Below are 25,492 nucleotides of genomic sequence, written 5' to 3'. Positions count from 1 at the left end.
GTTATTGGATAGGACACCATCACGAATATCGGAGGGAGTCACAGTGCTCCATCATCTCATTAACAAGCACCGTCTCGCTCACGGATGGTCTCGGGCCGAAATGGCCCGACAATTGCACGTAACCCGATCTCACATCTCAGCGATTGAAAACGGAACACGTAATCCATCTCCGGAACTTCTTGTGAAAATGACAAAATTGTTCACATGGTCCGTTTCAGACTGGATCGACTTGTATCTGATAAGTGGACCGTCTCCTTTAAATTTATGCCGCCTCGCCGAACATTTGCTGGATTATGGACTAACTGAACCGGCAGAAACTGTCGCCCAAACCGCGCTGCATATGAGTCGGTCGCAATACGATGGACGTTATAATAGTTATGTTTATCATGCTTTGGGGAAGATTCATGTGAAAAAACAAGATTTTCAATCGGCGTATTTTTGGTTCTCCCAAATGCTTGCTGCTTTGACACGAACCCCTATTAGCTTTCGAAAGGCTATAGCTCTCTACAATTGTGGACTAACGGCGGCGTTAGCGGGCCACGATCACGTCGCTAGTCTCCACTTTATTCGAAAAGCGCGCAACATTTTTGAGGAATTAAACCGTCAAAAGGAATATCAATTATCTTGGTATACAGAAGGACAAGTTTTGTTGGAATTGCACAATTATCATGAAGCATGGATGGCTTTCAATGTTGTACACGACTTAAGGGATCACCCTTCATTGGGTTACGAAGTGCAATTGGGTCAATTGATCTGTCGATGGGCCATTCATGGTCCAGAAACCGTCCTGACTGCGATGAAGCGACTGCAGAGGGCTACAACATCTTTTCCGAATTTACAAGGTCGACTACTCCATAACTTAGGCGTACTCTATCGGCAAACAGGAAATCTGACCGACGCAGAGATCACAATTCGCGATGCGCTCACCATGCACAGGATGCCCTCGACCCGTCAATATGCTGCTTCATTAGCCGAAAAATGCTTAATCGAAGGCCTCTCAGAAAAGTGGGATCAGGCTGCCAAAACATATGAGAAGTTTCGCTGTCTCACTCATCAGAGGGATATCCTGGACTTTGCTACCATGGCCACTTTAGGACGGATTCATCGCTGGCCGAGGCTCCAAGATGAACCCATGTTGTCTCTCAGGATTGGCGACAATTATGAGAGGCGTTTTTCGGCCGCCTGGCAGTTATTAATTCGGTTTTTCTAAGATAGTCGAGCAGAAAGTGCTGTAGAAAAACTTCCGATAATGTCAAGACCGTGTCCCGGTAACAAAGTGTCGGCCATATTTGCCACTCCGATTTGATCGACAGTTCGTAATGACGCCATGACTTGCGTAAAATTCGGATCATCGGTAAAGCCTTCAGGACATCCCAGCACACCGTCCTGGGATCCAACCATAACGTCGCCACATAATATTGCGCGATGGGCTGGGCTAAGGAGCAACATCTCGTCGACAAGTTTGGTTGTTTTGGACGGGTCACGTTCGTCTGGGACATTCACTGCACAAGGTATGGCGTGCAGTCCCGCTGGTAAGATATCTTTATCCCCATAGACAGTGAAATCTGTAAGATTTCGACCCTGTAAATATTCCCGATCGGCTTGCTGCGGAACATAAACAGGACACTGCAACTTTTGACCAAGCACTCGTGCGCCCCGCGAATGATAATGCGTGGTCAGAATAACAGCGATTGGCGATCCAATCTTTTGTATAGTGGGAATCAAAGCCGGAACGAAAGGCGGGTCAATTAGGACTATATCATGATCGGTCTTTATCATATGACCAACCATTATCCAATCGTTTTCCGGATCCGGAGTTTCCCAGCGCCATACATTTTCGATTACTTCTCGCAGGATCATACATTATTCCCCCTTTGTTAATTAAAAACGCCGCTAAGACACTGGTTTACCAGAGGTTGAGGATTCCGACATCAAACGATTTCGCGACCACATTGTCAATGTGCCATACCCGAGCATAACGATGCATCCCACCCCAAAACAGATTAACCAGAGATTGGTATCCCCCCATGCCGTCAACACGATTCCCCCCGCCAATGGTCCCAAGATTTGGGCAGCACCCCATCCCGCCGCATAAATCCCTTGGTAGGTGCCGCGCAAATGCGGCGGGCTAATTTGCCCAATCCATGCCGCGGCGACGGGCGTGGCAATGACTTCCCCCAGTGTCCAGATCATCACGGTCATCATAATGATCCCTTCACCATGGACGAAAGCCACCAAACCAAATCCTGTCCCCAGCAACAGAGCCGCGAGGCTCATCGCCCGTCCCGGTGACATGTGCCGAATCAGAGCATTGATGGGCAGGCTGAATATTAACACGGTCACGCCGTTCATCGCGATCGCCAGACCATAATCGGCGTCGGTGAGCCCCTGTGCGTGCATGACCACCGGTAACGTGGACGTGTTTTGAAAGTATACCATGGCAAACAAGAACGCCAACATAGCGAGCCCGATCAACAACCGATCATGGAGCAATTGATCCATGGTGTGACGCCACGAATGCAAAGAGCCATCAGACCGTTGTGTCGACACTCTGGGCAGCACACACCGACTCATCAGGATGGCAAACACCAAGGTGGTCAGCCCATCTAGAAAAAACATGGCGGTGGGGTGCCATTGCATCAGGAGACCCGCGAGCATCGGCCCAATGGCCACCCCCATGTTGCCTGCCCAGTAATTTAAGGCAAAGGCCTGACGTCGATGTTCTTCCCCAACCAGATCGACAATGGCCGCCTGGGCCGCCGGCCGAAACACATTGTTCGTAAACCCCCACATCAAAGCCAATCCATCGAGAATGGCTCCCGTCGGAACCAGCCCGAGTCCGAGGGTGCAAAAGGCGGCACTGATGAGGCTTGTGATTATTGTGGGACGCCGTCCCCAACGATCCGCCATAACTCCTCCAATGGGTGCGGCGACTAGCCTACCGATGCCGACCACGGAAAGGGATGCTGCGGCATACATGACAGAAACATGGCGGATTTGAGTTAAATAGATCATGAAAAACGGCGCAACGAACATTCCAAGTTGATTAATCAGTGTGCCACTCCAAATAAACCAGTAGGGAGGAGGGAGCTCTATTATGATACGTTTGTACCATCCCACTTTTGTTCTTCTCCTTAAATCGATACCTTCCTTGGTCACTGCACCTCATTAACGAAAATCAGGTAAAGCACTTCTTCTAGGTTCTTCGGGATAAAGATTGGATTGCCATCGCGCTAAGGCCGCCAACGCTTTTGTGAGCAGGACCACAGTCAGTCGGACGCCCTGTCTCAACATTCCATCCCAATTGAGTACTCACTCGTCGCCAAATGCGATTATACAGTCGTTTTTGATTGTCGGAAAAGAACTCAAGCATAAGCGGTGCATAGTGCAATTCACCGGCGGATGTCAACGTTATCATGTCATCGATAATCTTCACAAAGCCCTCATGTCGCAAACGTTCGAGGCGCTCGGAATATAACTCGAAATAATCCCAACGACGCAAATCTTTCAAGTCATAACGCCCGATTTTTGGAAAAAACACTAAACCTTTCTCGTAAGCATGATACGGCGACGACAAATGAACTGGGGACAGTCCAGTCTGCAAGCGCCTGATGTATTCTCTTTCATCCGGTACATTTTGATAAACAAGTCCTTGAAGTAAACTATAGGCACTAGCGCCAATTCCAATATATTCGTTGCTATAATTTCCATAGACGATATCGAACATGTATCGGCAAGGACTGATTCCCTCACGGCTATAGCAATAGGTGTTATCCTCCGACCAGCGCTGTTTCAGGTATTTCCGCGCATCATAGAACATCTGCATAATGGCAGATGCAGTAGGAGGAAGAGGTGTTATTCCTTGACGGAACAATTCGATCAGACGCGGTGTTGTCATAATATAGTCCATCGGATAAATGGATAAGCTGTCAATTCCACAACGAATCGCGATGTCTAAGTCAGTATACATGTCTGCCGTTGTTTGAGTCGGAAGACCCACAATTAAATCAATGTTATTGGCCCGTGGGAAAATGCGAGTACTAGCGGCAATCGCTGCATCCACTTGCTCTAGAGTTGCTGTCAGATTTAAAAATTTCCGCATGTCAGGATTAAATGTCTGCACACCAAAACTCACGCGTGTCACACCAAGATCTTTCAGCTCTAAAAGTTTATCTTCAGTGATTGACTTTACTTCTATTTCCATCGAAATCTCGCAGTCTGGCGAGAGCGAAAAGGAGTTCCGAATGACACATAAGAGTCGACGGATCTGAGCAATAGTCAATAATGATGGTGTGCCGCCGCCAAAGTAAATTGCATCGAATGTCCAATGCCTTACACGGAGGTCTTGAGACCGCAGGTGTAATTCAGTCTCCAAGGCTTGGACATATGCCTCAATACGTTCGTCATTCCCTACGTTCTTATAAAATGGACAGAAATGACATAACGTTTCGCAAAAGGGTACGTGAATATACATTCCTCTGAGCCCGGGGAAATGGCTGGGTGTTTTCAAAAATGCGTTCACGACTTCATCATGCTGAGCATGAAAGTTCAAATCAAAAAATGGATACGTAAACGATTCAAAGGGAGCGGACAATGATGTGATCATCTTATCCTCCTTCCGAAAGACCAGGACGGACGTATCCGCCCTGGTTATGTCATACGTTTAGGCTGCGCCGACAACCCAGAAAGAAATCTCCATGGAAATCCCTCCTCAAAAGGAAATGATGTTCCCACTTGATACTTTCAAGGTGCGGTTCATCCAGTTCGGAATTCCCGACCTTATCCAAATAATAATAGGAATTTTCATTTATCAATCGGCAGCCTAGTGGACATGAATGTGGCGATGTCTGATGCTTTATTGATTAACATGATCACTAACTAGCAAAAAAGACAACTGATCGTCTGCTCATTGCACCGTAATATCGAGCATTGTTGGCTACGGATCGTAAACGTGAATATCTAAGACTCTTTTAACGAACGAGTCATATGCAGATCACGATATCTATCCCGCAACATAACCCGTTGAGAACACGGTAAGCGTCAAATTCTACCCACCTATCGATTTTGGAGCCCGTCATTGATAATCGCCCCAAAAATGGTTTGACGCTTACTTCGATGCCTGGATTCCCCCCGACCACGCCGCGTTTTCTTATGGCGTGTCCTTTCCCCTTCTCATCGGCTGTGTCGATAACCATCCGACCCGCCAAATCCTCCACCCGGTCTTTCTGGTTTGGCCCGAAGGCGTCTATATCGATGCCGGTAATGATGGCATCGCCCCGCCGACAGACCCCGAATCGGTCCAGCAAACATCCGGCTATGGCGGCCATGTGGTTATCGGCTATCGACACCACAACACCACGATCTTGCCGCCCGTGGGCATGGTCTATCCCGATATTCTCACCGACACCACCACATCATTACCCGGCACGGCCAGTGGCCACCAAGCCGTCAGCCAACCCCAGCGGATGATCACCAATGTCTGGGCGGCCATGACGGTGATGATAGCACTCAATACGGTATTGGCGGAACAGCACATTCTGTGGGACATCAGCAATTTTAACGCGTATTACAGCACCCATCATACGCAAGCCCTCACCCCTTCATATTGGCATTCTCTCCATCCTCTAACCTCTCCGTAACGTCACTCGGCATGGTCTACCGCGCACAACCCCCTCATGAAAGGCCGTGCGCGATGTCCCTGCGCAAGCCCGAAAGGAGGTTGAGGGTTTTCAGAAGAAGATTGACGCGAGTATCGAGATCAATAAACCCCTCTCGTCGGGAGTCAACTTCAAGCCAATTCTCCGGTGTGTGGCACGGTTGACCACTTGTTTGACTGAGGATTGATACGCATATGAACGTAGTAGACTAGTCACTGGGATAGCTGATGTATTACTCTGGACCCATTCCGTCAAAATATGAACCCGCACGGAAGTGCCATTTGATAATACTTGTGAGTCTATCCCCGACGAGTCAATGGCAATGGCCAGACTACTCCATGCGGCGGCAAGTGTTTGAACTATCGGCTTAACATGGTTTCCTATCTTTATTTAAGAGAAGCGAAGAGCGGTTAATGTAAGGACCGCGCTGATGAGGTGAGGTCGACCCGCCGATTGCGCTTGACAAACCTCGTAAAAATTCGCATACTCTTGACAGAAGAAAGTCAATTAGAACGCACCGGAGGTGACGTTTTGTCAAGTGATAGTTTTCCAATCCCTCTTGATTTGGTACAACCGTTAGCGGACAGTCTTCCTTCCGCATATGAACAAGTATGGAAGGAATTACACGACGCTGTGGACAAGCCCCATTTTAACGAAAGCCTAAACGCTGTGAGGCGGTTATATGTGGCGAGAGCCTTGGAGTCTGCTGTTAAGGCTCATCAGTTACCGTTTTCTATTCAGTATCATGAACTGGCTTTCGGTTTCAAACGTCTCATGCTCGTGTGTCATGAGCCAGCAATGATTCTTCTAGAATGTTTCATTGGTCAGGACCAAAATTTCCCTTATCCATCGCGATATCGCGATGAATTACGCGCGTTATGGAACCTATCGTGGGGCAATGACTTATTCAGTGAGGCACCTCCCAGAAATCCATCTGACCCGCTTGTGGCCTATTTGGCTTATACGGGAAGGCCTCCGTATTTAGAATCGGTGTTCGTGGGAATTCCTCATCCGATCCATGAGCAATGGGCAGATCGGCGTCCTTTGAAAATCAATCCCCGAGCGCTGCCAGAGGAAACCCCTGACAAACTCCCCATGCAGAGTAAGGTTCAACCGCCTTCAGCAGAGGAAAACCCGTCATGATACGGACTACACTCATATCAAGATCAAAGCCGTTTGTTGCTCAGCGGTTACGCGAAGCACGTCTGGCGAGGCGCTTTACGTTGCAGGAACTTGCTGATGAACTAGGAGTTTCGAAACAGGTCATATCTCAATACGAGTTGGGGCTAACGGTTCCGTCCGATGATATTTTAGGCAAGTTGAGTAGAATTTTGAACCGACCGATAGCGTTTTTCTTTTGGCCCGTACATGGTCAAAGTGATGGGAGGAGCGCGGTGTTTTTTCGTAAAGGCACTAGTGCCTCGATGAGAGAGGCGGGCCCTGTGCATAGCTATCTGTCATGGCTTAGCGAACTCGTGAACTTAGTCGAACAATGGATTTCTCTGCCACCTGTATTCTTGCAGCCTATAACTCATGCTGAATATCCTTATTCACCCGAGGATCTCGAATCCGCGGCTCAAGCGACCCGTCGGGCCATGAAATTAGGAAACGGACCTATTTCGAATGTTACGCGCCTCTTAGAGCATCATGGTGTCGTTGTCGCTCACTGGCCGTTTACCGATGCGCCAATTGATGCGGGAAGTCAGTGGATAAACCGGCGACCTCTCATTCTGATAGGCCGGATAGGCGTTTCGATGGTACGGCAACGTTTAAGTGAGGCCCATGAATTGGGGCATATGGTACTTCATGCTACATTAGACGAACAAACCGTGAAAAAAGAGCACAAGCGTATCGAACAGGAAGCGGACTATTTTGCGGGAGCCTTTCTCATGCCTGCCGAGACGTTCGGTCAAGAATGTCTGATTCCTTCCTTGTCGTTTCTCCAGGGGCTTAAGCCGCGTTGGAAGGTCTCCATTGCGGCAATGATCCAACGCGGAGAACAACTGGGGATCTTTTCCAAGGAAGATGTCGGGCGACTGTTCAAACAACTCAACGCTAGGAGATGGCGTCACAACGAGCCGTTTGATACGGAATGGGACGTGGAAGAACCGGTATTATTTCGCCAAGCCTTGGAGCTTATTGATCGCGACCACATAGACATTTTTACGGAATTCCGCAATGAACTGCCCCTTCCGCTGGACGAGATTGTGGCACTGACGCATGTTGAACCAGAGCGGTTCGAAACGAACACGCTGAAGCTCAAACGACGCGGCGCTTCCGGTACTCAAGAGTAAGTCACATGGTGCTCGTTTGGCTGAAATAATGCTGATGACCACCCTTGATCTGCGGTATGGTTCTTCTAAAGAAGTTTCATTGGCATTTACTGTCAGGCTCAGTGGGAGCCATGTGTCAGATGGATAATCAACAAGGTCCAAGGCCATAGAGCAACCCGGCCAAGTATTACACCACGTAGTCGCCCGTGCCGTCGGTGCTAATGATAAAGAGATGCCAAGGCTGAATCCATTGAAAAGGAAGGAGGCCGACCATGCCCTTACGCATTGTGATTTGTGGCAGCCGCCATTGGACCGATACCCGGCCCATCGTCGCGATGATTCAACGTCTGCCGCCCGATGCCACCCTCATTACCGGCGGAGCGCCGGGTGCCGATACCTTAGCCCGGCAAGCCGCTCAACAACGCGGCTTATCCGTGGAAGTGTATCCCGCTGACTGGGCCCGTTGGGGCCGATCGGCTGGACCCCGGCGCAATCGGCAGATGCTTGCCACCGGCGTCGATATGGTTATCGCGTTCCGATTACCCGGTCACAGTCCGGGCACCGACCACATGATGACCATCGCCCGGCAAGCCGGGATTCCCGTGTTTGTCATCCCGGCTCCCGCTACCGTTTTCGGTTTCCGGTCATCGGTGTCTGATGACCCACCGTGTCCGCCTTAGCCGCCTTGCTGGCGGCTGGACCTATCTCCCATCTCACATCTTTGTCACCAAGGGAGATGACATGCTATGCCACAAAACATCTGGACGCCCGATCCCGATTGTTTGCCCACACAGCATCCGCAATGCGCCGGCCACGCTTTAGCCGCGTGGATTCGCACCGCGTTGACCACACCGTTTCCCATGACCCTGATGGGCAACGACAGCCTATGGCCGCCCGCTTTTTGGCAAGCCGTCTGCGCATCCCTGTCGTGGGCCGAACGCATTGATCTGGTCAGCCGCTTGCATCTGACCCATATCCCGCTGGCATCCTGTCGCGCGTTTCGCCGGGCCCTTACCCGTCAGCCGCTTCAAATTGTTCCACATTCGGTTATTGTGTGATAAAGAGAGTCCTCCATCATTCACTACGTCGTCACCACCTTGTAAAGCATAACGGGTATAATCGATAAAAATCCCCTATTCTGTAAGAAAGGACAGAAGAGCCATGGAGGACATGTTCACCAAACCACGATTTGCAGGGCATCAAATTGTCCGCTCTGAAGACACTGTGAAACATTTTGATACCCTTCGCCAATCAGCTAGAAAACACCCTGTTCTGATTACAGACCATAATCAGAGCGATACCGTGCTCTTAGACTATGATCAATACAAAAAATTGTATCAGCGGCTTTCAGAACTCGAACAACGTTATGAAGCAAGTCTCATCGAATTTCGTATCAATCGCATAGAAAAGAATCCTCACAGGACAACGCCTTGGCGCCAGGTCAAGCGAACTCCCGACGATCATGAGCCCGCGCTTTGAGGTACGTTTTGATAACGACGCGCTTAAGGAATATCAACAACTGGACAATGCCTTGGCTACGGTTGTTGATAACGTTTTAACCCGCCTTGAAACCTGCGCGGATGAAATCGGGAAGCCGTTACAAAATCAATATCTTACGCACGAGAGTTTTCCGGGTTGTGCACCTCATTGCTATTGCTCTTCAAACAGGCCGTGCCAAAGATCACGATCGCGTCCGCCTTCTTCCTCAAAGAAGGCCAACCTGACCTTAACCTTTTAACCGAAATCTGCCGTCGCTATCATTTGGTTCTTCCGAAGGAGGAACACAACGCATGAATACCCCATATCCCCATGAAATGACATCCCTTTTTGCGGCCAAAGAAGCCCGCCGGCAGGCTCTGGCTGCACTGCCTTATGAAGAGAAACTACGGATTCTATTGCACTTGCAACGCATCGCCGATGCCATCCGCCAAACTCGTGGATTGCCTCCTCAGGCTTGGCCCTTGGACAGCGACACGTTGTTACCGACAAAACCTTCAACACCCTCGTAAATGTTCTCGTGATGACAGGGTTTCTCATCGTCCGTGTTCCCTTTGAGACCCCTTGATGCCGCTCATCCTCATAATGCTCCCCATTTCCATTCTCTTAACCCGGAGTGAACATAATACCCGCGCATTCCCCTTCCCGGGCGAAGCCGGGAGGGGGTCAAGCGGGCGGGCGGCCTCTTGGCCGCCTGGCGGGGGTTCTCTTTCGTCCCTTGAGCCTCGACAGAGCGTTTTACCGTTTCTCAGGATGCTCCGCCGACACTCCCGACGTAATCGGCGCGGTGCCCCAAAAGTAGGGTTGCCCATAGAACTTTCGTCAGGGGTCCGCAAAGCGGTTCCGCATCCGACGCGAACGGGCCGATTTGAGGTGGTTGATCACGGGGGCGATATTCAACGCCGGATGGATGCCGATCAGCCGATGGACATGATCCGCTTCCCCGCCGCATTCGACCAGCGTGCAGCGCCAATCTGCCAGAATCTCCGCGAATGCTTCCTGCAAGGCATCGAGAATCTCCGGCGTCAGGGTCTTCCGTCGGTATTTGGTCACAAAGACGATATGTAGCCGAAGAGCCCAGACTGCATGAGAGGCTGACATCATTCCTATTTCACTCATAGTCACGGAATGATATAATGAAAATTATGGATTGAGCCAGAGAGTGATGATATGCTGAACGGGTATCGCTTTCGTTTATATCCAACGCCGGAACAGGAACAGATTTTGCTTCGGTGGATCGGGTGTCAGCGCCTCATCTACAACGCCAAGGTCCAGGAAGATCGGTACTTTCGTCGCTTTGCCAGGCACATGGTGGGCACAGCGGGGATGCCCATCCCGGTCGATCAGCGATATCACCAATTTGTGACCGAGCGTACCCCCTTTCTTCGCGAGGTGCCGTCGCAGGTGCTCCGCAACGGGGCCGTTCGCTTCCGCCAAGCCTATCAGCGGTTTTTTCAGAAGCTCGGCGGGCGTCCGAAGCTCAAAAAGAAATCGGGACGGCAAAGTGTGTGGCTCACGTCCGAACTCTTTGCGTTCATCCCGATCGAAGAGGTTACGCCAGATGCCGTATCGGGGTATGCGTTGTACGTAGGGACAGATAACTTTCCCGTGGGCAGGATCCCGTATGTTGCGCATCGGTCCCATGCGGTGCCCTCTTCAATTCATATTGCCGTCGAGGGGGGGGCATTGGTGGCTGTCCTTTGCGGCTGAGGATTTCAACATCACCCTGCCGGAGTCCGATGCCGATGCGACCACCGAGCGGATCGCCGAAGATCTCCGGCATCTTTCGCGAGAACAACTGACTGAGCGCACGCTCGGCGGAGACCGCGGCATCGCGAAACCCTTAACGACTTCGAACGGGCAGGTGCACGATCTGCAGCCCGTGCAAAAAACGCGCATCCAAAAGCATCGCAAAGCCGCCAAACGGTGGCAACGCCAAGCCGCTCGACGAAAAAAGGGGTCAAAGAATCAGAAAAAAGCCTATCGTAAAGTGGCGCGCTATCAGCAGTACGAAAAGAACGTCCGTCAGGATTATGCCCATCAGACCAGTCACCGTCTGGTCGCGAATGCGGCCTATAATCTCTATGTCTTCGAGGATCTTAAAATTTCCCACATGACCAAACGTCCAAAAGCGAAGCGTGATGCCCAGGGCCACTGGGTTCGCAACGGTCGTCGCGCCAAGGCCGAGCTGAATCGGGCCATTCTTTCTTCTGCTTGGGGAAATGTGGTGGCATTTACTCGTTACAAAGCCCTCCGTCAGGGAAAGTTAGTCATCACGGTCGCGCCCCAACACAGTTCGCAGGAATGTGCGGTGTGCACATTCACTTCTCCGGACAATCGGCCGAGTCAGGCCGAGTTCGTCTGTCAACGCTGCGGACATGCCGACAACGCCGATCACAACGCGGCGGTGGTCATCGCAAAGCGGGGCATCCAAAAACTCTTGGCGGGAGAACCGCTCACGCGGCCGCGCAAGCGGACGCGGTTTTTTCGTCCACTAGGGCCGGAACGGTCCGAAGTCACGCCTGGGGAGATCAGCGTAAGACGTCTGGGGCCAACGGCCCCGGCGCAGCGATCCATGAGCCAGAAACTTCCGGGAGCGATCCCGGAAACCCCCGCCTTAACCCGCGAGGGTTAGGCGGCGGGAGAGTTCATTCGCCAGATGAATACGCTGTTTCATCGTCTCGCAAAAGCTTTAGACCAGACCGGACTCAGCCCCTTCGCCTGGGACCCGGCTGAACCCTGTCCTCTAGACCATCCTGACCGCCATTCCGCATGGCGTATGGGGACTCAACCCAAAAACTTTGATCGGCTGGATATCCTTCTCGCCGCCGTCGACGCCTGGTGCAATCAACCCGGCGGCGCATGGGATATCGAACGAGAAAACTGGGAACCGGATCGCTATCACATACCCCTCATGGTTTTCCAACACAACGTACGCAAATGCTATAGTGCCCGCGGAGACCATTTAGCCTATACGCTGCAACAGGTCTTTCTTGCTACCCTTCAAGCGGATTCTGAGAAAGCGTAGAGGCCGCTGAAAGCGGCCTCTTTATTCTGAAATAGGGATGGACCTCTTTAATACATTGTTAATTGCCACTACATATGGTACTATTCTTTTTAGGAGTTGTGCCATGAGCCAATGGGAAAAGCTTTTAGCCAAAATACACAACAACCCCAAAACGGTAACCTTTAACGACTTAGATAAATTATTGCAACGTGCGGGTTATGTCCGTCGACAACCCCGCAGGGGATCGCGCCATGATGTTTACATCAAAGGCCATCGCCTATTAACCGTTCCGAAGCACAGTCCTTATGTTAAGGAACGCTATGTTAAAGAAGCCCTGAAAATCCTTCATGAAGAGGAAGACGAGGAGCCATGAATAGTCAGGATTTCGAACAATTGATACAGCGTCCCTACCGAATCGAGATCTATCCGGCTGAAGAAGGCGGATATGTCGCCACCATTCCCGATTTGCCCGGTTGTATCACGCAGGGAGAAACCCCGGAAGAAACGCTCCAACGGATCACCGATGCAAAAACCGCATGGATTCTTATTGCGCTGGAACAGTCAATAGACATTCCTATGCCCAGCACGCACTCCGTATCGTCTTCAGTCTATTCAGGAAAGCTCAATGTTCGCATGCCTAAATCCCTGCATCAGGCACTAGCCCAAGAAGCTCAAAAAGAAGGCGTAAGTCTTAATCATCTCATCGTCTACCGATTGACGCAAAGTCTTCACCACAATGGTGTACCTCGGCAAAGCCAAGGACCATCGTCCTCGCACAGTCGTTCCCTGCACAAATCCAATCATCATGAATAATGACTCGACAAACCTATTCAGCCGACTCACACGAAAAGGCAGGGATTTCGCATGACAATCCATCTTAATCTCGCCGCATTCTGCGGCACCGACACCTTGGGCCAGCGCGCTCAAGCCCGGCCTTTGCGACAACATCTCGAACATTTGCTCCAAGTCGGGCAGACGATTCATTGCGACTTTTCCAGCGTCGAGGTCATGACCAGTGCGTTTATGGATGAATGTTTTGGGAAATTGTGGGATACCCAGAACCGTGATGTATTACGTCAACACATGACTATCCACAACCTTACCGGCAACAACCGCATTATCTGGCGTTTTGTGCTGGCGCATCGTTAAAAAAAATCCACTCCTCTACGTCTCCACATATGTTGGGAGCGAACTCGATCACCCTTAAAAATCGTGCTAAATCTGTCAAAACAATTTGTCAAATGTAATGACAATAGTGTCAACGCGATCATTGATGTCATTAAAAATCAACGAAATGCCATAACCTTGTGACATCTTCATAAGCACTCCAATTACTGGCAAGAGATTACACTTTGCATGGGAATGTAAGGTCGACGCAACTGTATTCGTGCAACCTAGCTACCTTTTGTTAGACATTAAGGTAGACCGCCTTTAAGTCCAGACGACTCCATAATCGATTACGTGCTAACGAGTCAATTAAAGAATGAGAGGCCTTTTATATGAAATCCAGCGCATTACTTGCAGATATATCCTCTCTTAATAAGTTAGATCACATCTGTCGATCGACTTTGTTATTTCACGCCTGGCTTATGGAGTGGGACTAAAGAGTACCGAAGCAGAACCAACGTCACCAATCCAATTCCAATCGAAGATACGATAAAGATGGCTTCTAGGGATAGCTCTAAGCTAAGTCCCATAACAATCGCCAATCCCACAGGCCCGGCAATGCCTCCAACAATTAAGGTTAAAATTCCAAACATCCGTCCCTGCATGTCATCAGGAACGTACCGTTGTAACAACGAAATAATGTATGTGTCCTGTATGCCGTCACTGATCCCCATTAATGTCACTGCAGCCAGCGGCAGCCACAAGCCTCGTAACCATGGAAATGAGAAAATAACAAGCTGCAATAAGAGCCCGATACGAACGCCCTTCATCGGCGTGACCGCCTTCTTAGATAGCCAGTACGAGATACCATAGCCGGCCAAGAGACCTACAGCATCGCTAACCTTAAAAGAAAAATACCCTTGGTTGCCAGTATGTAAGATTTGCCCTGACCATGCAGGTAACAGATGCAAAAAGGGCATGGCAAAAACATTTGCAAGTGCCAGTAGTAAAGTCAGATTACGAAACGCTGAAAGCTGCCAGATTTCGGCTAAGGTGTGCCGATTCAACTTAGATTCAAAATGGTGGTCATTAACTTGTCGTTTCATCTCTGTCACAATGGTGGCTCGCCCCAACGGCATCCATAACAATCCCGCGAATACGGCTGCGCCCGCGGGAAAAGCGAATCGCCAAACCATGGACATCGAAAAATGAAAAATAAGAAGGTCGAGTAGGCCGCTGGCCATCACAGCAAGACGCCCAACAATACCATTCAGTGCATTAAGAGATGGCCATTGGGATTTTGGCACCCATTGCAGAGGCGCTGTACGAAAAAGTGAGGCCGAAGCATTTTGTAGACTCACGATTAAGCCGTAGATGATCATTAATATCATAACAGATATCTGATGCGTTTGACGCGTCCAGACGGACGTAATCCCTAACATCAAGGCGGTGATCCCCGCAAATCCTTTAAGCAACGACGTCGTTTCATATTGGTCGGCCCATACACCACCTAATCCGCTAAACCAATGGGCTCCCATGGAAAGAAACCCGAGAACTAATAACGCCTGAACCTTGTGCGTCTGTTGTTCAACCAACCAATAAACCATAAAGCCGAATGTATTAAAACTTAGACCTAAGAAGGTACGACCTAGCCAAAATAATAAAAGATATTTAGTATTGGCTGATGACCGCTGCGGGCCTAAAATACAGCATCCCTTCTTTCGGCTATTTATGACAACAGAGAGGGTCTCGAAGACCCCTCTGTTGCTACTGCAGGGTTATTAACAAGGGCAGTTATTACCCGAAACCGCAAACTCGCGAATCTTCTTCTCCAAGTCCACGGAGACGATGACTTCTTCAAAGTCAATCGTTAAGGTCTTCATAAACTCACCCCCTTTCAGAGCCATCCGGTGTGACACTGTAAATAGGGGACACACACCGGACAGATTGTCCCCTAAACTTTATGCCCGGTTCTTCATTTGCGTCATCTGCATATTAATGTCAAGTAGTCTAATAAAGGCGGGCAAATCTTTTCGCACAGTGGGACAGGGACGGGTGTTTTCTTCAATTCGAATGACAGGGCAGCTAGCTCCATGACACATTGGATGAACTTGGCAAGACTGGCAGGAAGAGTCGGTAGCGCCGTCAACCACCCATTGCGCGAAATATTGCTCGTTAATGTCCAAACGCCCATCAGGGTACAACTTCCCGACGTGGTTAATCGGATTGTCGAAGGCAACCGTGCACTTATAAACGATGCCATCCGATCCAATAACGAGCGAATTGGGCATCGCAGCATAGCAGGGGGTGTGAGGAAGCATTTGCTCGAAGAATCCGGTGTTGAGTCCCTTTTCTATTCCATACTGGGTCACTTTTGTCAATGTACAAACGCCGTCATTTTGTTCATACACCGAAAGATTGTTATCGTTCCTACCTCCCCACTTGCCAATAAGGTGTATACTAAATTGAAACCGCGAATCACCTTCCAGCTTCTCCGCTAGAACTTCGATTAGGCGGTAAAGATGTGGTCCATTATTCTGATCAATGTTCATGCGAATGGTAATTGACACGTCCAACTCCGAATGATGAATGTCCATAAGATTCTGCATGATAGTGTCATACGTTCCCTTACCGCTAATAAGATGACGTTTGATGTCGTGTTTGTCCTCAACGCCATCCAAGGTGATTTGGTAGCGATGGACTCCAAGCTCATGCAACTGCTGAACCCGATCAAATTTTAGCAAATAGCCGTTGGTGGTCATCGAAGCCCTGTAATGACACCTGGTGGAAGAACAGATGTCTATAAAGGCCTCAGAAAGCTCGTGCACAACATCATACGCAACTAGAGGTTCGCCTCCAAACCATGCTACGCTAAAATCGTTCCACTGTGGGGCATGATTCCGGACCCACGTAATGAGCCCTTGCCGTATGTCTGGAGCCATTTTTGGCTTGATAAACTCTTCATAACAATAGACACACCGGAAGTTGCATTGCTCCGTTGGTAAAATCAGTAGGGATTGCGAACGCGGGTCCTTCAGACGGTCGAATTCGTTGCGTACAACTGATAGTTCATTGATGGACTGGTCGACCAGAAATCCTAGATTGTAGAGCTTCTCATGTCCAGCAAACAATTCGTTACCCTCTTCATAATACGCTTGAATCGGTTGGGGATCAGCTTTGAATGCGAGCAAACGGGCAGTAGCGGTATTATAAAGTAGCCAACGCATCTCACCTGACGGCACAATGACGTTATAGCGGGACCAGTTCACTAAGTGATCGGTATCAGTGCACTTGGTACGTTCCATCTCAAAAAAATAACCTCCCTTATCCAGAACGGTACGTGAATACATTGTACATGCGTTAAGGAGCACCCGGGTCGGTTAGGCCATTAGGCAAAACTGACCCAGCCGCCAATTGAGTAACGTGCATAAAAGATTGGGATGCATCGAGTGCGACTGAAGCAGTAGATAAGATAACAGTTAACAAGATCAATGCGACTAATGCAGACCGCAGAGTGTGTCTCATATCTGTTCCCTCCATAAATGCTATGGCCGTAATTTTCTGTTAATATCAATCTAACAGCCATCTAGAGTTCACGGTGTGAAGATTCACAGCAAGCTAATGGAGGGATTCACATCAGCACCATCGGATCGCGATTTCGAATGGCGCGTAAGGCTGCGCGATTAACCCAGGAGCAAGTTGCACAAGGTCTTTGTGACCGTTCGTACATTAGTCTCCTGGAACAAGATAAGGTCTCACCACCGACAGATCTGTTGGTCCAATTGAGCCAACGTGTTCAAATACCAATCGGGGAGCTATTAGGAACCCAAGACTTCTCTACCCAAACTCGCTCACAGCTGCTCTATCTTGATGACTTGATGAACAAAGGTCAAATTATGGTAGCCTATGAATATTTGGAACACTTATGGTGGGATGCCATCCACGTCCATGACAAACGGACCATTCACGAAATCTACCGTCGTGTACAACGCATTCTCGAAGTTTGCTCCCAGAAGGACCTGTCTTGGCCGAATGCTATGGTCATGTGGTTTCTCAACGAAGGAGATCAGGAACGGGCCATTCAATTGGGTTATCACATTCAACGGACATTGTTCAGACAACAAAAATGGGGCGACACTATTCGTTGGGGCAAGGCTCTTTTGGAAATGTCGGTACCCTTAGATTTACGCCTTCGTATAGGAATTGCCACAGGATCTGCGCTTTTGAGGCAAGGCGATGTCAAGCAGTCAGAATACCAATACACTGATGTCTTAAATCGACTTAACGGCACATCACAGCGTTTGGTCGCGGAGGCATGGGTGACACATGGATTATCTGCAGTTTATGGTTACTTAAATGAATGGGAGCAGGCGCAGCAGTATGCCCAAAGGGCGAGTACGCTTTATCAGACTATGAATTCACCCATGTACTGGCTAGCTCTGCAAAACGTGGGAATTAGCATGGCAGCTTTGGGTAAACCAACTCCCGCGCTTCAGATTCTGATGCAATGTAGGGAGCACTGGATTCAGATGAACGATACGATTCGTCGGATTGACGTAGAGCATGACATAGAGCAAATCTAAAAATTACCATGCCCACACCTCATAAACAAGCATACCGTAAAGTAGCCGACTTCAATCGGCCGGTTTGTTTACGTATTTTGCTTCTTTCAGGAGGGATAGTCAACATATGGAAATCGATTGTTACGCCATTCAACTTCAAGATGCCCTAGCCGAATAGTTTCAGAATGTCTAAACTGCCTTACCCTACGGCGTTTTTAGCCTCAATGCCAATGGCTTTCATAGTCTAGCCTTTAGCGTCTTCATTGAACGCCTCACCGATTGCAACGCATACGCTCCAATTCTCAGTAACAATGCTGTCACAGAAATGCCCGATGCCTTAGACCCCCGGATTGGCGAGAATCCTCAAACCGATTGAATTGATGAGACCAATGCCTCTACGAACCCTCTGGTGGTGATGCAATGGCGATCATCACTGCTACCACCCCGAGATGTGCTTTATCGTGCCCTTGCTCCACTATCACCATGATCGCTGGCAACACTATTTGTTCCTGAACGAAAAGGCACTTGGAATTTTCTATTCTATAATTACATCGTCTCTCTTTTCGGTTTCTTATGGTTCATTATAGATGGCACAACCAAAATCGCTATTTTCACCAGCTGACACTTTTGGTGTATACGTCAGCACCTGTTAACCGAGTCCCGGGCGAGGAACCGTCACCGTATTCGTCTGTAACTCACAATGTTCTCTCATTCCGACAAGGAGCATACCTAAGTCCCCAAAACCTTTTTATCTTCGATGAGCCTTATCGCCCCAACGCTACGGTGTGCCGACCAACAGCTACAAGCCGGCGCATTCATTCTCGATGGGGTGGATGTCCCTATCTCCTACCGCTGTGATGATGGTCACACACTCTAAGATTCTTCCTCCTCTCTGTGGCAATGCAAACCCCTAGCGACCGGAAACGGGTTCCGGTCGCTTATGTCCCGCTCCGGTCATCAATTTTTATAGGAGGCTACGTCATGAACGCTGAGAACCTCGATACCCTGAAAAACGTTATCCGAACCCTCCGCAATGAGATCAACACCGTCAACAATCTCTTGACGAACATGCAACGAGTTATGCAAGACCTCGGCGAGATTCTGTACAACGTGGCCCGCGAAAAAGAAAAACCGCAATCATAATGGATCAAAACCCATTGAAAGAGTTCTCGCTGAAGCGCGGTCGGCTAAAGAATTCGTTAAAGTCGCCTGACACCTTGCAGAGCCCACAGTTTTTTATCCCTCTCTCTCACCAGAAAACCTCTCAAAATGTTGTGACCGGAACCCATTTCCGGTCGCGAGATTCTTCCCGTTCCTGTCACGCTGTCATCATGCCAGTCAAGGAGGTCGTACCGTATGCCCCCGTCTTTGCCCTTCATGCTCCACGAACTCGATAGCTCCTATGCATTCGCCTCAGAACGCTATGTCGTGTCGTTTATCGTCACCTGTTCAGCGCACGAAGCTCATTCTCCACAAGAAGCCGTCGCTCGCGCCCTCTCGATCACCCGCGATGAGGAATCCTCCAGCACCCATTGGTATGTTTATGACCGGGAAACCCAACAAATGACGTGTATCCCCCAACAAGAGGCGGAAGCCCTTATCACGGAGGATGATTAATATGCGTTCCTATGCTTTTTCCATTGATCCCGATGATTTTTATGCCATCACCCGTCAACAATGCACGGCCAATATTCGCTCCGAATCTCAAGACACCCCGTTTTCTGTTGGTGATCACATCACGTTTTATGAATACCAGCCGAACGTGGGCCGAACCGGCCAATTCTGTCGAGTTCGTATCACAGACGTTACCCGCAATCCTGAGCTTTATCCCGGTTTTGCGCTTCTGAGCTTTCAATTAGAACCCAATGTGCCTGCCACCATTTCGACTCCTGGCGGTACTCTTACCGTCATCGGCGCTCCACATGACGAGTATCCCGGCTACGATATTGCCATTAACGGACAACTCGCAGCCAGCGTGGAATGGCATCCCGTTCAACAGGCTCTCATGATTCGCACCTATACCGCCCAATCGGACGATCCCGTCACGTACTATCACTGGGCCACCGGAAACCCCTTCGACGAGACGGATGTCCTGCATACCGATGAACACGATCTCCTCCACATGTATCGTCGCGTGAACGCCGCTCAACAACACACGATTCGCGAAATCTTACACGCCTTCTTGGCGTTATCCTCGCCCCATTAGGAAAGGAGTGTCACCATGCCGACCGATCGTCTGATCCTGTCTCCTCAACTGTTTGAACAATTCTCGCGCCGGCCCATCTCCACCCTCTTTCTCCCCCGTGCCGATTATCCCTATGGGTTTACCGTGGGCCAAACGCTCACCGGTATCGAAATCCGTCCCGAAGACATTCCGGTGCCCACCATGACCACGCCCCGAGCCATTCAGCGCCAAGCCGAACACGCCGCCTATACCGGTCGCACCATGACGGCCACCCTGTTAGCTATCATCGAAGGTGATCCCATCCCGCCCTCCCTGATCGGTTTGGTGCTCCAGCCACACGTCACGGCTCCACCGCAAAACGTTTCCGGTTTCCCGTCATCCGATGACTCCGACGTCGAGGACGCTATTCCCTGGCTTTACGAAGTCCTCGATTATTCCGGCGGCGTTATCCAAAATTTCTACCTCACACCGAATCCCGAATATGCCCTGCAAGTCGCGCACCGCTGGGAAGATCCCCACGACGACGAAAACGCCCTCATCATTCTCGGCATCACCATACATCCCGGCGGCTATGACCTTGAAGAACTCGATGTGTACAATCCCACCGAAAACGGCTGGAGTATCTTCGAGGATGATGAGGGCCACCAATCGCCCGGCTGGGTGTACTCTCGCCACCCGGAGTGGATGCGGCATGACAAAGACACGGAAAGCCTGTAAATTATTATCCAGAGACGATCACCACCCTATTGCATGGCGAACGGGCTCAATCCGTTCGCCATTTCGTCATTCTTTGAGAAAGGACCGTGCCCTCTCAATGGCAGACCCTCTCAAAACACAAATCCTCGCCCTGCTACAAGACCTTTCAGAACCGCAAGCAGCCTGTCAGATAACACCCAATATGATCGCTCGGATTGTTAATCGCCCTGTCCAGGAAGTCTTTGAAGCCATGGTTCACCTATCCGATGACGGTCTCGTCCTGCAACATTTTCGCATCCTCTGTCCGTTTTGCTCTCACCCATCTCCCTGTTCCGCTCCTGAAATCGACAAGTCCGTCATCTGTCCTGCGTGCCATCACACGTTCCCCCTATCGCTAGACCATCTGATTGTGCGCTTTGCTTTATCGTCTGCACATCCCAACATGACTATCACCGATGCCTACCACGCGGTAGAAACCTTCCATGCCCAAAACGGGTTTCCCATCACCACCGGCACCCGCCACGATCTCCTGCTCCGCCTAGCCCTCATGCAAGAAGAATTGGGTGAAATTGCCTCGGTTGTGACCAAGGCCCCTCGGGGCACCGATCACACCGGGTTTACTCAAACCGATTGGGACCACTTGACCGAAGAACTGACCGATCTCCTCTATTTATGGATCGGCACCGCCGTACATTGCGGCTGGACTCCCACAGAAATCGCCCAACGATTTCACGACGTCCATCACAAAAATATGGGGCGCGCGCCCCGCCATACCGCCTTAAATAATGATAAGGAGTGAATCTCATGAGCCATTCTGCAAACCCTTCGGTTCCCTCTCCCGTATGTCCGCAAACTACCACGCCGTGTCCCCTTTGGCACACTGTTCACAATGCCGCCGCAACCATCGGCCAACGCGTCGCGGACCGTCTGGGCCCCTGCGAAGCCGATATTCTTTACGATCCCATCGAATTCGGAGACGATGACGGGAAACGGTCTTATGCCGAGATGGCCCAAACCATTCAGCGCATTGTGCAAGAAGAAATTCTGCGGGTATTATCTTGATTCTATTCGACCCCTAACATGTTCTCATGAGCTGTAGCCCGCCCTATCCGGCGAGCTGTCTGTCAAGGCCACCGAAATCCTGATCCCGGAGGGCGTGCCCATGATCCTGATTAACCAATACCGTGACACCCGCGAAGATGACGAACCTTTTATTCTCTCCATTTTCCAAATCGATGCGTCGCACTATCTGGTGCGCACCCAATACCTCCACGGGTCTGATCGTCCCGACGACGTCATTTTTACCTCTCTCGAAGACGCGCGCAACGAACAATGCTACCGATGGCACCAATTAACCGATTGTCACACCTTCTGTCCCTTTTTCGACCACGATAATGAGCCAGACGGTCCCTTTGGCGGAGCCTTCGCGTCCGACCAGGATTATTGGTATTGGCGCGAACGATGGATAGATCGCCGCCCATAACCCAAGCGTTCGCGCCCCCCATTATGTTCGTTTCATCCCTTCAACACGAGAGATGGCCCCTGACCTCTTTCCTACCCTATCTATTCCTCAACACCCTAGGATGAGCGCTCGGCCTCACCTAGACCGCTCCAGGATTTTTCCGTATGTGTATTGTATTCCACATCATAATGCGTCGTTTATTACACATTCTGATATAATAATTCACGAGTCTTTACATCCTATAGAAAGCGAAAGAAGGACATCACGCCATGAAACAAAACCTGTTTGAACACCTTGAAGCTGTTCGACGCGGATTCGATTTACACAGTCGTGTTAGCGTGACGCAGTTAGGTCGTTCCACGCAATGGCGGGCCGATCTCAATAAATTCTCTGTTTTAGAAGTTTTGGATCGGAATCAAACCACAGCGATTCTCCTGAAACCCGAAGTCTATCAAGCTATAAAAACCTATTTGGACCAACTTGAAGAAGAATTGGAACAAGCCCGTGTAGACGCCTTGTTTGCCCAACGAGACGCTTTACAACACTGGGCCTCCGGTGACGATTTAGCCCAGCAGGCATTAGCAAGCTTCACAAAACGCCATGATCATCTCCGCAACGTCTTAGACAACCATGATCAGTAATGCCGCGCTAGCCGCATGGATTCAACGCATTGCCGCCATCCCCGGCATTGAAATGGATCCGAACGCCCTGGTAGATGATGTGGTCCTCATGGCGATGGCTTTTCCCGAAGAAAAACGCTGGCATACGGCCATGATCCATGTCGAGGAAGCCCTCGTATTCATCGTGCAGCGGCGCGATATCGGGCAAAATCTTCGGGACCATCTCAGCGGATGGAAATCGTATCACTTCCAAAGTCAACACACCCGTAAGCATCCTGCCGATCTGCGCATTGTCTATCAAGACACCGGACAGACCATTCGCGTGCGCGGATTCGGTCATCGTTGGCTGCCTGACAATGTATATCAGCGATTATATCCGCGCTGAACTTCCCCCACATTCCCAACTATGTGAGTCGTTTTATCCTATGATGCCTGATCTTTTCTCTTCTATGCATCACACTCGCACGACACAAGCAACACCGTTCCATTCTGTTCTAAAATGATCTAAAACATCCGCTAAAACACGTGTACCAATATTATTTTCCAAAATCAATCAACGACAATGAGTCAATAAAGGGGGTCATTACAGTGAAGTTTCTGAATCCTGTCACCCGTCTAAAAGTTGTCACGGGTAAAGAATCCGCAGCCCTACGGGAACACCGGTATCAAATCGCACGGGCGCATCTGGCTTTGAAGATTCAGGAAGTCCATTTATCCGACGAGGACATCATGGCTGAAATCCAAGCATTACGAGAAGGTGAGTGAGATGCCGAGATTGTTTGTGCATATCCGCGTTGCATCCCCGCAAATTCCAACGGGTATCAGAGGATTATTCTACCATCGCGATCATACGCCCCGCTGAATCCTGTTGTCCATCAATAACACTCGTTTGTGATTTATTCTAAAAAATCTACGATGTCCTAAGACCATAATAGTTGGCATTTTATCGCTTTCAGCCAATTATGATTGGCATCAGCCCATGCCAACCATTTCGAAAAATCTTGACCATTTTGCCCACTTTACCGAAAACGCCTATCGTCACGGATAGGCTTTCTACCAAACAATTTTCCATTATCCCGATGGGAGATGATTCTTTGAAATTCTATGACAAGATTTCCCTTCTCGGACTCATTCCCTGGCTTGCCGGATGTGGAACGCTATCCGTCCCCCTGTCCAATACCCCACCATCTTTCATCGCCCCCGCTCCGTCCGCTTCCCCGACAATGGCTCCGTCTGTCATTATAGAACCCGCTGATGGTGTGACGCCCTGGATCACCGCCATTGACCACGCCCGCACTGGCATTGACCTCAATGTCTATCTCATTGATGATTCCGCTATCCTCACCGCATTACGCCAAGCGGGCCAACGCGGCATCCCCATTCACGTGCTACTAGCCCCCAATCCGTACCATGACACAGCCGCCGTGACGCAAGAAGAACACATGCTCCACACGATTCCCAATTGCACCGTCCGATGGGCTCCGCCTCGCTTCGATCAAGCCTATGCCTTCGACCATGCCAAATACCTCGTCATCAATCCGGGCACCATCGGTGCAACCGCCATTATCGGATCGCCTAATTTCACCGCCAGTGCCTTTGATGGGACGAATCTCGAAGTCGCCGCGCAAGTCACAGGCCCTACGGCCAACGCCGCCGCCCAGGTCTTTCAAGCCGACTGGACCCGGCAACCGGCCGGAGCCGCTCCGCGTCGCACCTTAGTCCTTTCTCCGGGCGCGACAACGACCTGGTTACACTTGCTCCAGTCCCCCGGCTCCATTGCGATGATGACCGAAGAAATTGGCGATGACCCCACCATTCTCGCCCAAATGGCGGCGGACGGACCGCGTTTGTCCCTACTGTGTCCTCCCCCCGCCGATGCTGCCGCCGCAGCGCGTCTGGCGACCTTAGCCGCCGCCGGCGTCCACATTCGGACCCTGAATACGCCTTACGTCCACGCCAAAACCCTGATTACGCCCACCCAAGCCTTTCTCGGCTCCCAAAACCTCTCGGCCGTCTCCCTCCAAGACAATCGGGAAATGGGCCTTATCGTGTCCGGCACCGATCGCCAACACCTCGCGGCCTGGTTTCAACACAATTGGCATCAGGCCACGCCGTGGACCGCCACCGCTTCGGCTTCCCCCGCGTCATCCCGGCCCTGGCTCCCGGATGGCGCCTCTATGACCACCGTCCGACATCTCTGGGGTCCACCGGAACGCACCTATCCGACCACCTATCACGGCCAATCCCAAATCGCTTGGGTCTATCCGACCGCCACCGTCTATTTTGTCCATCAGCATCTCGTCGCCGTGAGCGATCGATAACGCTCTTGCGACCGATTCACGACTCACAAAATCTGAAACAAGGCGACGCACGGTCGTTTTCCCCTTATTTGGGTCAAACGACAGATTAATTTGCCCATTGATTAT

The 25,492-nt window shown here is 50.3% G+C and carries 33 protein-coding genes and 1 pseudogene; 27 read left to right on the top strand and 7 right to left on the bottom strand.

The genetic code is table 11. From position 1 onward, the window contains the following. Positions 1-43: 43 nt before the first annotated feature. The gene (locus tag AOA63_RS01640; RefSeq protein WP_053958073.1) at positions 44-1,210 is read left to right on the top strand and encodes a helix-turn-helix transcriptional regulator; all 1,167 of its coding nucleotides are present in this window, start codon (positions 44-46) and stop codon (positions 1,208-1,210) included. Here AOA63_RS01640 and AOA63_RS01635 read toward each other — a convergent pair. From AOA63_RS01635 to AOA63_RS01625, 3 genes are all read right to left on the bottom strand, one after another. Next, the gene (locus tag AOA63_RS01635; RefSeq protein ID WP_053958072.1) at positions 1,207-1,860 is read right to left on the bottom strand and encodes a hypothetical protein; all 654 of its coding nucleotides are present in this window, start codon (positions 1,858-1,860) and stop codon (positions 1,207-1,209) included. The two genes, AOA63_RS01640 and AOA63_RS01635, sit on opposite strands and share 4 nt — an antisense overlap. 33 nt (positions 1,861-1,893) lie before the next feature. Then, complete coding sequence (locus AOA63_RS01630) at positions 1,894-3,120, bottom strand: MDR family MFS transporter (protein WP_053958071.1); 1,227 nt, start codon at positions 3,118-3,120, stop codon at positions 1,894-1,896. 76 nt (positions 3,121-3,196) lie between these two features. Continuing rightward, positions 3,197-4,606: a coproporphyrinogen-III oxidase family protein gene (locus AOA63_RS01625; protein ID WP_053958070.1), complete on the bottom strand. Its 1,410-nt coding sequence runs from the start codon at positions 4,604-4,606 to the stop codon at positions 3,197-3,199. Positions 4,607-5,156: 550 nt separating this feature from the next. Here AOA63_RS01625 and AOA63_RS01620 point away from each other — a divergent pair. The 8 genes and pseudogenes from AOA63_RS01620 (at position 5,157) to AOA63_RS01590 (ending at position 9,939) form a co-directional block, all read left to right on the top strand. Beyond that, complete coding sequence (locus tag AOA63_RS01620) at positions 5,157-5,639, top strand: hypothetical protein (RefSeq protein ID WP_053958069.1); 483 nt, start codon at positions 5,157-5,159, stop codon at positions 5,637-5,639. A gap of 477 nt (positions 5,640-6,116) precedes the next feature. Continuing rightward, positions 6,117-6,800 (top strand): hypothetical protein, encoded by a 684-nt coding sequence (locus tag AOA63_RS01615; protein WP_139061456.1) that lies wholly within the window; start codon positions 6,117-6,119, stop codon positions 6,798-6,800. After that, positions 6,797-7,000: pseudogene (locus tag AOA63_RS20520) on the top strand (helix-turn-helix domain-containing protein); the annotation flags it as partial. The gene AOA63_RS01615 and the pseudogene AOA63_RS20520, both read left to right, overlap by 4 nt. 51 nt (positions 7,001-7,051) lie before the next feature. Further along, positions 7,052-7,951 (top strand): ImmA/IrrE family metallo-endopeptidase, encoded by a 900-nt coding sequence (locus AOA63_RS01610; RefSeq protein WP_242848254.1) that lies wholly within the window; start codon positions 7,052-7,054, stop codon positions 7,949-7,951. A 251-nt stretch (positions 7,952-8,202) separates the two neighbouring features. After that, complete coding sequence (locus AOA63_RS01605) at positions 8,203-8,610, top strand: DUF2493 domain-containing protein (protein ID WP_053958066.1); 408 nt, start codon at positions 8,203-8,205, stop codon at positions 8,608-8,610. Between the two features lie 66 nt (positions 8,611-8,676). Beyond that, complete coding sequence (locus AOA63_RS01600) at positions 8,677-8,988, top strand: hypothetical protein (RefSeq protein ID WP_053958065.1); 312 nt, start codon at positions 8,677-8,679, stop codon at positions 8,986-8,988. A gap of 103 nt (positions 8,989-9,091) precedes the next feature. Then, positions 9,092-9,409 (top strand): type II toxin-antitoxin system prevent-host-death family antitoxin, encoded by a 318-nt coding sequence (locus tag AOA63_RS01595; protein ID WP_053958064.1) that lies wholly within the window; start codon positions 9,092-9,094, stop codon positions 9,407-9,409. A gap of 311 nt (positions 9,410-9,720) precedes the next feature. Further along, a complete protein-coding gene (locus AOA63_RS01590; RefSeq protein WP_053958063.1) occupies positions 9,721-9,939 on the top strand; it encodes a hypothetical protein in 219 nt (72 codons plus the stop codon). Between the two features lie 310 nt (positions 9,940-10,249). On the opposite strand, the gene tnpA is transcribed toward AOA63_RS01590, so the two are convergent. Continuing rightward, on the bottom strand, positions 10,250-10,528 hold the full coding sequence (tnpA, locus tag AOA63_RS19235) for an IS200/IS605 family transposase (protein ID WP_278277060.1): 279 nt from the start codon (positions 10,526-10,528) through the stop codon (positions 10,250-10,252). Between the two features lie 69 nt (positions 10,529-10,597). Between tnpA and AOA63_RS19230 the strand changes: the two genes are divergently transcribed. The 6 genes from AOA63_RS19230 to AOA63_RS01560 all read left to right on the top strand — a co-directional run bounded on the left by AOA63_RS19230 (position 10,598) and on the right by AOA63_RS01560 (position 13,583). Then, complete coding sequence (locus tag AOA63_RS19230; RefSeq protein ID WP_139061454.1) at positions 10,598-11,137, top strand: helix-turn-helix domain-containing protein; 540 nt, start codon at positions 10,598-10,600, stop codon at positions 11,135-11,137. Beyond that, positions 11,052-12,062, top strand: coding sequence for an RNA-guided endonuclease InsQ/TnpB family protein (locus tag AOA63_RS01580; protein ID WP_139061453.1), 1,011 nt, complete (start codon positions 11,052-11,054; stop codon positions 12,060-12,062). Before AOA63_RS19230 ends, AOA63_RS01580 begins: the two co-directional genes overlap by 86 nt. Before the next feature lie 24 nt (positions 12,063-12,086). Beyond that, positions 12,087-12,455 carry a hypothetical protein gene (locus AOA63_RS01575; protein WP_053958062.1) on the top strand — a complete coding sequence of 123 codons (369 nt, stop codon included), beginning with the start codon at positions 12,087-12,089 and terminating at the stop codon, positions 12,453-12,455. 103 nt (positions 12,456-12,558) lie between these two features. Continuing rightward, entirely contained in the window at positions 12,559-12,807 is a 249-nt protein-coding gene (locus AOA63_RS01570; RefSeq protein ID WP_053958061.1) for a type II toxin-antitoxin system HicA family toxin, read from the top strand. After that, entirely contained in the window at positions 12,804-13,247 is a 444-nt protein-coding gene (locus AOA63_RS01565; RefSeq protein WP_082343677.1) for a toxin-antitoxin system HicB family antitoxin, read from the top strand. Before AOA63_RS01570 ends, AOA63_RS01565 begins: the two co-directional genes overlap by 4 nt. A 51-nt stretch (positions 13,248-13,298) precedes the next feature. Further along, positions 13,299-13,583, top strand: a complete 285-nt coding sequence (locus tag AOA63_RS01560) for an STAS-like domain-containing protein (protein ID WP_053958060.1) — start codon at positions 13,299-13,301, stop codon at positions 13,581-13,583. Positions 13,584-14,005: 422 nt separating this feature from the next. On the opposite strand, the gene AOA63_RS01555 is transcribed toward AOA63_RS01560, so the two are convergent. From AOA63_RS01555 to AOA63_RS19540, 3 genes are all read right to left on the bottom strand, one after another. After that, positions 14,006-15,247, bottom strand: a complete 1,242-nt coding sequence (locus tag AOA63_RS01555; protein WP_278277059.1) for an MFS transporter — start codon at positions 15,245-15,247, stop codon at positions 14,006-14,008. A gap of 255 nt (positions 15,248-15,502) precedes the next feature. Continuing rightward, complete coding sequence (locus tag AOA63_RS01550; RefSeq protein WP_053958058.1) at positions 15,503-16,846, bottom strand: radical SAM/SPASM domain-containing protein; 1,344 nt, start codon at positions 16,844-16,846, stop codon at positions 15,503-15,505. Between the two features lie 55 nt (positions 16,847-16,901). Then, positions 16,902-17,066, bottom strand: coding sequence for a hypothetical protein (locus AOA63_RS19540; protein WP_171822569.1), 165 nt, complete (start codon positions 17,064-17,066; stop codon positions 16,902-16,904). A 104-nt stretch (positions 17,067-17,170) separates the two neighbouring features. Here AOA63_RS19540 and AOA63_RS01545 point away from each other — a divergent pair, with 104 nt between their 5' ends. The 12 genes from AOA63_RS01545 to AOA63_RS18795 all read left to right on the top strand — a co-directional run bounded on the left by AOA63_RS01545 (position 17,171) and on the right by AOA63_RS18795 (position 25,387). Further along, positions 17,171-18,124, top strand: coding sequence for a helix-turn-helix transcriptional regulator (locus tag AOA63_RS01545; RefSeq protein ID WP_347474796.1), 954 nt, complete (start codon positions 17,171-17,173; stop codon positions 18,122-18,124). Between the two features lie 960 nt (positions 18,125-19,084). Beyond that, positions 19,085-19,246, top strand: coding sequence for a hypothetical protein (locus tag AOA63_RS19535; RefSeq protein WP_171822568.1), 162 nt, complete (start codon positions 19,085-19,087; stop codon positions 19,244-19,246). A gap of 213 nt (positions 19,247-19,459) precedes the next feature. Then, a complete protein-coding gene (locus AOA63_RS01535; RefSeq protein WP_139061451.1) occupies positions 19,460-19,720 on the top strand; it encodes a hypothetical protein in 261 nt (86 codons plus the stop codon). Position 19,721: 1 nt separating this feature from the next. Continuing rightward, entirely contained in the window at positions 19,722-20,309 is a 588-nt protein-coding gene (locus tag AOA63_RS01530; RefSeq protein ID WP_053958054.1) for a DUF3850 domain-containing protein, read from the top strand. Between the two features lie 15 nt (positions 20,310-20,324). Beyond that, positions 20,325-21,005, top strand: a complete 681-nt coding sequence (locus AOA63_RS19530; protein ID WP_053958053.1) for a hypothetical protein — start codon at positions 20,325-20,327, stop codon at positions 21,003-21,005. A gap of 97 nt (positions 21,006-21,102) precedes the next feature. After that, the gene (locus AOA63_RS19525) at positions 21,103-21,783 is read left to right on the top strand and encodes a nucleoside triphosphate pyrophosphohydrolase family protein (RefSeq protein ID WP_053958052.1); all 681 of its coding nucleotides are present in this window, start codon (positions 21,103-21,105) and stop codon (positions 21,781-21,783) included. Between the two features lie 5 nt (positions 21,784-21,788). Next, positions 21,789-22,046 (top strand): hypothetical protein, encoded by a 258-nt coding sequence (locus AOA63_RS01515; protein ID WP_053958051.1) that lies wholly within the window; start codon positions 21,789-21,791, stop codon positions 22,044-22,046. Between the two features lie 100 nt (positions 22,047-22,146). Continuing rightward, a complete protein-coding gene (locus AOA63_RS01510; protein ID WP_053958050.1) occupies positions 22,147-22,467 on the top strand; it encodes a hypothetical protein in 321 nt (106 codons plus the stop codon). A 248-nt stretch (positions 22,468-22,715) separates the two neighbouring features. After that, the gene (locus tag AOA63_RS01505; RefSeq protein WP_053958049.1) at positions 22,716-23,087 is read left to right on the top strand and encodes a hypothetical protein; all 372 of its coding nucleotides are present in this window, start codon (positions 22,716-22,718) and stop codon (positions 23,085-23,087) included. Beyond that, a complete protein-coding gene (locus tag AOA63_RS01500; protein WP_053958048.1) occupies positions 23,077-23,451 on the top strand; it encodes a hypothetical protein in 375 nt (124 codons plus the stop codon). Before AOA63_RS01505 ends, AOA63_RS01500 begins: the two co-directional genes overlap by 11 nt. Positions 23,452-23,654: 203 nt before the next feature. After that, positions 23,655-23,831, top strand: a complete 177-nt coding sequence (locus tag AOA63_RS19520; RefSeq protein WP_171822567.1) for a hypothetical protein — start codon at positions 23,655-23,657, stop codon at positions 23,829-23,831. 314 nt (positions 23,832-24,145) lie between these two features. Continuing rightward, positions 24,146-25,387, top strand: a complete 1,242-nt coding sequence (locus AOA63_RS18795) for a phospholipase D-like domain-containing protein (protein ID WP_082344028.1) — start codon at positions 24,146-24,148, stop codon at positions 25,385-25,387. Positions 25,388-25,492: the final 105 nt, after the last annotated feature.

Origin of the sequence: Sulfobacillus thermosulfidooxidans (assembly GCF_001280565.1) — a bacterium.
Lineage (GTDB): Bacteria > Bacillota > Sulfobacillia > Sulfobacillales > Sulfobacillaceae > Sulfobacillus > Sulfobacillus thermosulfidooxidans_A.
This window is presented reverse-complemented; position numbering and strand designations above follow the sequence as displayed.

Excerpts from the sequence above, each read along its gene's own strand:
- AOA63_RS01500 (WP_053958048.1), top strand. The coding sequence starts at position 23,077 with ATGATCAGTAATGCCGCGCTAGCCGCATGGATTCAACGCATTGCCGCC.
- AOA63_RS01600 (WP_053958065.1), top strand. The coding sequence starts at position 8,677 with ATGCCACAAAACATCTGGACGCCCGATCCCGATTGTTTGCCCACACAG.
- AOA63_RS01515 (WP_053958051.1), top strand. The coding sequence starts at position 21,789 with ATGAGCCATTCTGCAAACCCTTCGGTTCCCTCTCCCGTATGTCCGCAA.
- AOA63_RS19535 (WP_171822568.1), top strand. The coding sequence starts at position 19,085 with ATGAACGCTGAGAACCTCGATACCCTGAAAAACGTTATCCGAACCCTC.
- AOA63_RS01550 (WP_053958058.1), bottom strand. The coding sequence starts at position 16,846 with ATGGAACGTACCAAGTGCACTGATACCGATCACTTAGTGAACTGGTCC.
- AOA63_RS01580 (WP_139061453.1), top strand. The coding sequence starts at position 11,052 with ATGTTGCGCATCGGTCCCATGCGGTGCCCTCTTCAATTCATATTGCCG.
- AOA63_RS01570 (WP_053958061.1), top strand. The coding sequence starts at position 12,559 with ATGAGCCAATGGGAAAAGCTTTTAGCCAAAATACACAACAACCCCAAA.
- AOA63_RS01505 (WP_053958049.1), top strand. The coding sequence starts at position 22,716 with ATGAAACAAAACCTGTTTGAACACCTTGAAGCTGTTCGACGCGGATTC.
- AOA63_RS01560 (WP_053958060.1), top strand. The coding sequence starts at position 13,299 with ATGACAATCCATCTTAATCTCGCCGCATTCTGCGGCACCGACACCTTG.
- AOA63_RS01565 (WP_082343677.1), top strand. The coding sequence starts at position 12,804 with ATGAATAGTCAGGATTTCGAACAATTGATACAGCGTCCCTACCGAATC.
- AOA63_RS01590 (WP_053958063.1), top strand. The coding sequence starts at position 9,721 with ATGAATACCCCATATCCCCATGAAATGACATCCCTTTTTGCGGCCAAA.
- AOA63_RS01535 (WP_139061451.1), top strand. The coding sequence starts at position 19,460 with ATGCCCCCGTCTTTGCCCTTCATGCTCCACGAACTCGATAGCTCCTAT.
- AOA63_RS01530 (WP_053958054.1), top strand. The coding sequence starts at position 19,722 with ATGCGTTCCTATGCTTTTTCCATTGATCCCGATGATTTTTATGCCATC.
- AOA63_RS19530 (WP_053958053.1), top strand. The coding sequence starts at position 20,325 with ATGCCGACCGATCGTCTGATCCTGTCTCCTCAACTGTTTGAACAATTC.
- AOA63_RS01575 (WP_053958062.1), top strand. The coding sequence starts at position 12,087 with ATGAATACGCTGTTTCATCGTCTCGCAAAAGCTTTAGACCAGACCGGA.
- AOA63_RS01635 (WP_053958072.1), bottom strand. The coding sequence starts at position 1,860 with ATGATCCTGCGAGAAGTAATCGAAAATGTATGGCGCTGGGAAACTCCG.
- AOA63_RS01605 (WP_053958066.1), top strand. The coding sequence starts at position 8,203 with ATGCCCTTACGCATTGTGATTTGTGGCAGCCGCCATTGGACCGATACC.
- AOA63_RS01625 (WP_053958070.1), bottom strand. The coding sequence starts at position 4,606 with ATGATCACATCATTGTCCGCTCCCTTTGAATCGTTTACGTATCCATTT.
- tnpA (WP_278277060.1), bottom strand. The coding sequence starts at position 10,528 with ATGTCAGCCTCTCATGCAGTCTGGGCTCTTCGGCTACATATCGTCTTT.
- AOA63_RS19540 (WP_171822569.1), bottom strand. The coding sequence starts at position 17,066 with ATGAGACACACTCTGCGGTCTGCATTAGTCGCATTGATCTTGTTAACT.
- AOA63_RS19525 (WP_053958052.1), top strand. The coding sequence starts at position 21,103 with ATGGCAGACCCTCTCAAAACACAAATCCTCGCCCTGCTACAAGACCTT.
- AOA63_RS19230 (WP_139061454.1), top strand. The coding sequence starts at position 10,598 with ATGCTGAACGGGTATCGCTTTCGTTTATATCCAACGCCGGAACAGGAA.
- AOA63_RS01595 (WP_053958064.1), top strand. The coding sequence starts at position 9,092 with ATGGAGGACATGTTCACCAAACCACGATTTGCAGGGCATCAAATTGTC.
- AOA63_RS18795 (WP_082344028.1), top strand. The coding sequence starts at position 24,146 with ATGGGAGATGATTCTTTGAAATTCTATGACAAGATTTCCCTTCTCGGA.
- AOA63_RS01510 (WP_053958050.1), top strand. The coding sequence starts at position 22,147 with ATGATCCTGATTAACCAATACCGTGACACCCGCGAAGATGACGAACCT.